The sequence below is a fragment of the Accumulibacter sp. genome (assembly GCF_036625275.1).
In the GTDB taxonomy this organism is placed as follows: domain Bacteria; phylum Pseudomonadota; class Gammaproteobacteria; order Burkholderiales; family Rhodocyclaceae; genus Accumulibacter.
Map to the genome: position 1 here is coordinate 1 of NZ_JAZKUD010000132.1, position 7,182 is coordinate 7,182.

The 7,182-nt window shown below is 67.9% G+C and carries 7 protein-coding genes; 4 read left to right on the plus strand and 3 right to left on the minus strand.

Annotated features, from left to right (window positions below; translation table 11 throughout):
* On the plus strand, positions 1-238 hold a 238-nt coding region (locus tag V5B39_RS20955), incomplete at its 5' end, for a secondary thiamine-phosphate synthase enzyme YjbQ (protein ID WP_332344778.1).
* 65 nt (positions 239-303) lie between these two features.
* On the opposite strand, the gene chrA is transcribed toward V5B39_RS20955, so the two are convergent.
* Positions 304-1,524, minus strand: coding sequence for a chromate efflux transporter (gene chrA / locus V5B39_RS20960; protein ID WP_332344779.1), 1,221 nt, complete (start codon positions 1,522-1,524; stop codon positions 304-306).
* A 170-nt stretch (positions 1,525-1,694) separates the two neighbouring features.
* On the opposite strand from chrA, the gene V5B39_RS20965 reads away from it, so the two are divergent.
* Genes V5B39_RS20965 through V5B39_RS20975 form a run of 3 tightly spaced genes read left to right on the plus strand, consistent with a single transcriptional unit; the run spans position 1,695 to position 3,939 of the window.
* A complete protein-coding gene (locus V5B39_RS20965; RefSeq protein ID WP_332344780.1) occupies positions 1,695-2,573 on the plus strand; it encodes a 2-hydroxy-3-oxopropionate reductase in 879 nt (292 codons plus the stop codon).
* A complete protein-coding gene (locus V5B39_RS20970; RefSeq protein ID WP_332344781.1) occupies positions 2,573-3,448 on the plus strand; it encodes an NAD(P)-dependent oxidoreductase in 876 nt (291 codons plus the stop codon). The genes V5B39_RS20965 and V5B39_RS20970 overlap by 1 nt, the downstream gene beginning before the upstream one ends.
* Entirely contained in the window at positions 3,445-3,939 is a 495-nt protein-coding gene (locus tag V5B39_RS20975) for an LEA type 2 family protein (RefSeq protein WP_332344782.1), read from the plus strand. The genes V5B39_RS20970 and V5B39_RS20975 overlap by 4 nt, the downstream gene beginning before the upstream one ends.
* Before the next feature lie 131 nt (positions 3,940-4,070).
* Here V5B39_RS20975 and V5B39_RS20980 read toward each other — a convergent pair whose 3' ends face one another.
* Positions 4,071-4,289, minus strand: coding sequence for a hypothetical protein (locus tag V5B39_RS20980; RefSeq protein WP_332344743.1), 219 nt, complete (start codon positions 4,287-4,289; stop codon positions 4,071-4,073).
* 130 nt (positions 4,290-4,419) lie between these two features.
* The coding region (locus V5B39_RS20985) for an Hsp70 family protein (RefSeq protein ID WP_332344783.1) at positions 4,420-7,182 on the minus strand (2,763 nt) is incomplete at its 5' end.

Genomic DNA, 7,182 nt, shown 5'->3' on the forward strand with positions numbered 1-7,182 from the left:
TCGGGATCTGGAAACCCTCGCTGCCCGCTGGGCGCCCGACGGCGATCCGGCCTATCACCACGACAACGAGGGCGACGACGACATGGCGGCGCACGGGCGGAACATCATCGCCGGTTCCTCGTTGACGATGCCTGTCGGCAACGGCGAGATGCGTCTCGGAACCTGGCAGGGGATCTATCTCTGGGAGCACCGGACGATATCGCATCGGCGCCGGGTGGTGGTCACGGTAATCGGCTGAAAACCGACCCGGAAGCCGACCGGTCGGCGCACCCGCGAGCGCCCGGTGGTGCAGCGGCGGGTGCTTCAGCGGACGACGCTGATCAGCCATCCGGCCAGGCCGGTCGCCAGGACAACCAGCCAGGGCGGCAGCTTCCAGAACATCAGGGCAACGAAGGCCAGCAGCGCCAGGCCGAAATCCTCCGGCCGGAAGATGGCACTGGTCCACACCGGTTGATACAGGGCCGCGAGGAGCAGGCCAACGACCGCCGCATTGACGCCGGCGAGCGCGGCCTGGGTTCGAACGCTGCGGCGCAGCTGTTCCCAGAAGGGCAGCGCCCCGGCGACGAGAAGGAACGAGGGGATGAAGATGGCGACAAGACAGAGCAGGCCGCCAATCCAGCCACTGGGCGCGGTATTCATCGATGCCCCGAGGAACGCGGCAAAGGTGAACAGCGGGCCGGGCACGGCCTGTGCGGCACCATAGCCGGCCAGGAAGGTTTCGTTTGTCAGCCAACCGCTGGGCACGACCTCGGCCTGCAGAAGCGGCAGCACGACGTGTCCGCCGCCAAAGACCAGCGCGCCGGCGCGGAAAAAGGCGTCAGTCAGCGCCAGGGCCTGGTTCGGCCAGATGCGGAGAAGAATCGGCAGAGCGATCAGCAGGACAGCGAAAAGTACCAGCAGCGCGGCCGCCAGGCGACGACTGACGGCAATCGGCAATGGATTGTGGCTTGCATCCTGGACGGGTTTGAACACGAGCCAGCCGACGACGGCCGCGCCGGTGATCATGCCCACCTGTCCCCAGGCGGTCGGCCAGAGCAGAGTCACGCAGGCAGCGACTGCGGCGATGGTGACGCGCGTGCTGTCAGTGCACAGATTGCACGCCATGCCCCATACCGCCTGCGCGACGACCGCCACGGCGACGACCTTCAAACCGTGCAGCGCACCGGCGGGCAGGGCGTTGCCCCAGCTCGCAACGCCAAGGGCGAAGAGGATCAGGGCGATCGCCGAGGGCAGGGTGAATCCTGCCCAGGCCGCCAGAGCGCCGGAGAACCCGGCGCGCGACAGCCCGATCGCCATGCCCACCTGACTGCTGGCGGGGCCGGGCAGGAATTGGCAGAGGGCAACCAGGTCGGCGTAGCTGCGCTCACCGAGCCAGCGCCGGCGAGTGACAAACTCTTCGCGGAAGTATCCGAGGTGTGCAATCGGCCCGCCGAACGACGTCAGTCCCAGGCGAAGGAAGACCAGGAAAACCGTCCACGCACCGACAGTCGGGATTGCCGCCCGGTCATTATCTGCTGATCCCATGCGATGAACCCTCTGCAGCGAAAGATGCGGATGATAACCGGAAGCCCTTGAACAAATTCCGGCGGGCGGTTTCGTCGGCGACCGCCGGCCGCATGATGTCATCGACTTGGGACGCTGTGGCAAGGTACACTCCGACGCTTGATTGTCACGCCGCGGCGAGGGGAAGAGCAATGAAAATCGGATTCATCGGTCTGGGGATCATGGGGCGCCCGATGGCGCTGAACCTGTTGCGCGGTGGCCACCCGATCACGGTCTGGGCGCGCCGTGCGGAGTCGATGCAACCCCTGCTCGACGCTGGCGCGAGTGCTGCGGCGAGTCCGGCTGCGCTGGCGGCGGTGGTTGATTTGGTGATCTCGATGGTCGCCGATGCGCCCGATGTCGAACAGGTGATGCTCGGCGAGCAGGGGGTGGCGAGCGCCGGCAGGGCCGGGCAGGTGGCCGTCGACATGAGCACGATCCGGCCGGCAGCCGCGCGCGACATCGCCGCCCGCCTGCTTGACAAAGGCATCGATTTCCTCGATGCCCCGGTTTCGGGTGGCGAGGTGGGCGCGGTTGCCGGGACGCTGTCGATCATGGTCGGCGGCAGCGAGGCCGCTTTCGCGACCGCGCGCCCGGCTTTTGCGTGCATGGGCAAGAACATTGTGCACGTCGGCGATTCGGGTGCCGGGCAGGTGGCCAAGGCGGCCAACCAGATCGTCACCGGGGTCGGCGTGCTGACCGTTGCCGAGGCGCTCAACTTCGCGGCGAAAAGCGGGGTTGACCCGGCCCGGGTGCGCGAGGCGCTGCTCGGCGGTTTCGCCTATTCGAAGATTCTCGAGAATCACGGCCAGCGCATGCTCGACCGCAACTTCAAGCCCGGCTTCAAGTCCTGGATGCATCAGAAGGACATGAACATCGTCATGCAGAGCGCGCACGAGCTGGGCCTGTGCCTGCCAGTGTCGGCGGCGACGGCGCAGATGTACAACGCGATGGTCGGCTCGGGTCTCGGTGAGGAGGATTCGATTGCCATCCTCAAGCTGCTCGAGCGGCTGTCGGGTGGAGAGAACTGATGCAGCTTGGCTTCATCGGCCTCGGCGTCATGGGCCGGCCGATGGCGCTGCATCTGCGGCGCGCCGGTCATCCGGTGGCGGTATGGGCGCGGCACTCGGCATCATGCCGGCCCTTGCTCGAAGCCGGCGCAGTCAGCTGTGGCAGCGCGGCGGCGGTCGCCCGGCGTTCACAGGTAGTGTTCACGGTCATTACCGCCGGATCCGACGTCGAGCAGGTGACCTTCGGCGCGGACGGCCTGGCCGAAGGGTTTGCCGCCGGCTCGATCCTCGTCGACATGAGCACCATCGCGCCGGAAATGGCGCGTTCGCTGGCGCAGCGTCTGTCGCTGCACGGCGTCGACATGCTCGATGCGCCGGTCTCCGGCGGTGAGCAGGGCGCCATCGCCGCGACGCTGGCGATCATGGTCGGTGGCCAGGCGACGGCACTCGAGCGCGTGCGGCCGCTCCTCGAGTTGCTGGGCAGGAAGATCGTGCATGTCGGTGACAGCGGCGCCGGGCAGGTGGCCAAGGCGTGCAACCAGATGGTGATGGTCGCCGCCATTCAGGCGGTTGCCGAGGCGCTGCACTTCAGTCGCACGGCCGGTGCCGATCCGGTGAGGGTGCGGCAGGCACTGGCCGGTGGCTCGGCCGGCAGCCGGGTGCTCGAAGTGATGGGCAGGAAAATGGTTGAGCGCGACTTTGACGCCGGCGTCGAAGCACGCCTGCATCACAAGGACTACGCCGCAGTGATCGCCGAAGCGCATCGCCTTGGCGTGCCGCTGCCGGTTTCCGGCCAGGTTGGCCAGCAGCTCAATGCCTTGATGGCCATGGGCTGGGGGTCGTCCGACACGGCAACCCTGTTGCGGGTTCTCGAAGCTGGCAGGCAAAGCCGGTGAGACGAGGTCTGATCATCCTGTCGATTGCCTTGTTGAGCGCTTGTGCGGGTCTTGGCGGCCTGTCGCAGAAGCCCGAAGTCAGCGTGGCCGGCCTGAAACTGGTGCAGGTCGGCGTGTTCGAACAACGCTTCATTCTCAAGTTGCGCGTCCAGAACCCCAACGATGTGGAATTGCGGATCAACGGCCTCAGTGTCGAAGTCGAATTGAACGGACAGCCATTCATTACCGGCCTGTCGGACAAGGGCGTCACCGTCCCGCGTTTCGGCGAAGCGGTACTGGAGGTGATGGCCACCAGCACCCTGGGGAGCGCGCTGAAACAGTTGCGCGAGTTGCAGAAGGGTGGCCGCGAGCGTATCGACTACCGGATCGTCGGCCGTCTCAACCTCTCCGGGATCGGCACTGTGCCCTTCGAGCGACGCGGCGATCTGCAGATGCCGGCGGTCGTCAGTCCATTGCGCAAGCCCTTGCCTCCCGGGACCCAGGGAACGTGAGGACTGGCATCCCGGTGCCTGACTGGCGGCTCTCCGGGTGGGTGCCCGATTGGCGGACAGCGCGTCCGCCGCCTGGGGCCAGCGAGGCTGGTGGACGGCAGTCCCGGCTCCGGGGCAGCCCCGCCTGGAAATCAGTCGACAGGAATGATCAGCTTGTCCCAGCCGGAACCATTGTCGTCGCTGTTGGGTCTGCCGCGACGGGCGAGCATGGCGAGACGCGTTTCGACGTCGGCGATGGACTCCCTGGTGACGTTAAGTGTGCGGCGCTCGCTGCCGCAGCGGCGTTCTGCCATGCCAGCCGGTGGCCCGGATGAACTCTGGCGTCGATCGGTTCCTCGTTGCGCGTGCATTGCTCACTCCTCGAAAATCATCACCTGCTTCGGGGGGCGCCAGCCGGGCGACACGGGTTTGGCAACCCTGGTGATCCTGTGTCCGGCCACAACGCGATAGTGTCTCACAAGGGAGGACAGAGCGGGCTGTTTACGATGCCCTGTTTTCGCCGATCAGCCGCAGTCCGGCCGGCAGGGACTCGCCAAACGCACGGCGTTCATCGGCCTTGTCGAGTTCGATCACGGTCCTTACCTGGGCGACCCAGCTGGCGCTGGCGTTGATCGTTGCCAGGCGGGCCAGCGTCGCTTCGCGCGCGTCTTCCGGCAGGTCGCGCGTGCGGTCGCCGGTCAGGCGGGCGATCTGCGTGGCAGCGAAAGCGGCCGGCTCGACCTTCTTCCAGTCGCTCGCGAGCACGGCTTCCAGCCAGCGGCCGGCGACCTCGGGCGGTACCACCTGGTGGGCGCTGCCGTAGAGCGACTGGCGCGCGCCGAGGCGGCCGAGCGCCCACCAGCCAAGCGGCTTCTCCGAAGCCTTGCGCAGCCGCTCGAGCAGCCAGTCGCCGACCTCGACCTTGCGCTCGATCGGCAGCCTTTCGAGTGAGGCGACCAGCCGCAGCATGTCGTCGTGGCTGCCGGCAATGGCTGCTGGCAGGCGGCTGCGGGTTTTCGTCGGCTCGCTGCGCAACCAGGGAGCGAGTTCGGCGAGGAGTTTTTCCTGGATGCCGGGCGGCAGGCCACCGGCGGCGCGCCGCCAGAGCGTCCACCATTCCGACCAGTTCTGGCTTTCGTTGACGTACTGGATCCCCTGCGGAAGAATCTCGCACAGCTGTTCTATCCGCCACTCATCGAGCGCATCGCCGAGACCCGGGCGGAGGCAGAAGCCAGCGAGGTTGAGCCACAGCCGTTCGTGCTCCGGCGAGCGCCGCCGACGCCGTGCGCGCTGCATCAGGGCGTCGAAGAGCGCGCGCAGCACGGGCATCTCCCATTCGTCGCGCTTGCCGAGCAGATGCTCGAGCTGACCACGCAGGCGCCGGACCTCCTTGCTGTCCACCGGCTGCGAGCTGGATCCGAAGATACGTTCGACCCACTGCACGGCGTCGGCAAAGCGTGCCGGCAGAGTCGGCGATGCCAGCGCTTCGCTGGCGCCCTCGCCGCGCAACTGGAACTCGAGCAACCAGCGGCGAGCGGCATCCTCGCTGCTGACGCAGTGCAGCTCGAGGGTGCCGACTTCGGTCATCGAGGTGGTCAGTTGCACCCGCACCTCGCGCTGGCTGCTGCCGGCCGGCGCCTGGACGACGGTGGCGATCGGCGGCAGGCGGACGAATTCGTCTTCGTCAAGCGTCGCGATCTGGCCCGGGAGGTAACTCGTATCGGCCACCGACGACGCCAGGTGGAAGCGCACCGGTTGCCCCAGGCGCAAACTGAAGCGTCGCTCGGGCAGCGGGATTTCGTGCCCTTCCTCGCTGCCGCGCGGCAGCAGGCAGATGCCGCGCCGCGGCTGCGCCTGCTCCTCGAGCACCAGGAAGTAGCTGCGCGCCGAGCCGCCACCGATTCGTCGCCCGTGACCCTGGCGAACGAGCGCGTAAGCGACCGCCCCACGCGCGACGGCGACATCGGGATTCTCGTTGTGCAGAACCCGCAGCGCCGCGCCGCGCCAACTGGCGAGGGTTTGCTGCAGGCGCTCGGCGAGGGCATCGGCACGAAAAACTCCGCCATTCAGGAGCAGCGTGTCGGGAACCGGCATCTCCTGCCGCTCGCCGGTGTCGGCCAGCGCCTGGCGCGCTGCTGCCGCGTGTCGTCGGAGGAAGGCGGCGACATGGCGGGTGATCGCCGGATCGGCCGGGTAGGGCAGGCCGAACTCGACGATTGCCGCCCGCCGCTGCTGCAGCGGTTCATCGGGGGCGACGCGCGGAAAGAAGCCATCGACCAGGACCTGCCGCGCTTCATCGCGCTGCAGTTCGACCGTGCGGGCGCCGCCGATCAGCCGCGCGCCGCCACCCAGCAGCGTCAGCAATACGGCCTCCGGTGCGCCCGTCGTCAGCAACTGTTCCTTGGCGGCGCGGCAGCGCGCCGTCAGTTGCGAAAAGCGCGCCGCCGACAGACGGCCTTCGCTGGCCGGCAGCCGCGACTCGACTAGATGGGCCAGCGCGAGGTCCATGTTGTCGCCACCGAGCATCAGGTGATCGCCGACACCGATGCGGGTGAGGGTCGGCTCGCCGTCGGTGATCGCGACCTGGATCAGCGTCAGGTCGGTGGTCCCGCCGCCGACATCGCAGACCAGCAGCAGTCGTGTTTCCGACAGTTCCCCGGCGAGTTGCTGCTGATGACGGAACAGCCAGTCGTAGAACGCTGCCTGCGGCTCTTCGAGCAGCCGCAGATTGGGCAGGCTGGCCTGGCGTGCGGCGGCCAGCGTCAGCGCGCGGGCGCCTTCGTCGAACGAAGCGGGAACGGTCAGGATCACCTGCTGCTGTTCCAGCGGTGCCTTCGGAAAACGGTGCAGCCAGGCGGCGCGGACGTGCGCCAGGTAGCTGGCGCTGGCGCCGACCGGTGAGACTTTGTCGACCTCGTCTTCAGCGCCCCAGGGCAGGATAGCCGCCAGGCGGTCGACCGCGGCATGCGACAGCCAGCTCTTGGCGCTGGCCACCAGGCGACCGGGGACCTGTGCGCCGAGATCGAGCGCCAGGCGGCCGGTGATCACCGGCTCGCCGCTCGCCGCCGTGCTCCACGGCAGTTGCAGCTCGCCGGGGCTGATCTCACCGGCGGCCGGATGGTAGCGCACCGACGGCAGCAGCGGTCGCGCCGCAACTTGGCCGGGACCGACCAGTTGCTCGATTTCGAACAGTTCGACCTGCTGCTTGCCGGGCGCGCTGTAGGCGACGACGGTATTGCTGGTGCCGAGGTCGATGCCGACGAT

What these genes read in the sequence shown, in the direction of transcription:
- V5B39_RS20965 (WP_332344780.1), top strand. Translation starts at nt 1,695, where the DNA reads ATGAAAATCGGATTCATCGGTCTGGGGATCATGGGGCGCCCGATGGCG.
- V5B39_RS20970 (WP_332344781.1), top strand. Translation starts at nt 2,573, where the DNA reads ATGCAGCTTGGCTTCATCGGCCTCGGCGTCATGGGCCGGCCGATGGCG.
- chrA (WP_332344779.1), bottom strand. Translation starts at nt 1,524, where the DNA reads ATGGGATCAGCAGATAATGACCGGGCGGCAATCCCGACTGTCGGTGCG.
- V5B39_RS20980 (WP_332344743.1), bottom strand. Translation starts at nt 4,289, where the DNA reads ATGCACGCGCAACGAGGAACCGATCGACGCCAGAGTTCATCCGGGCCA.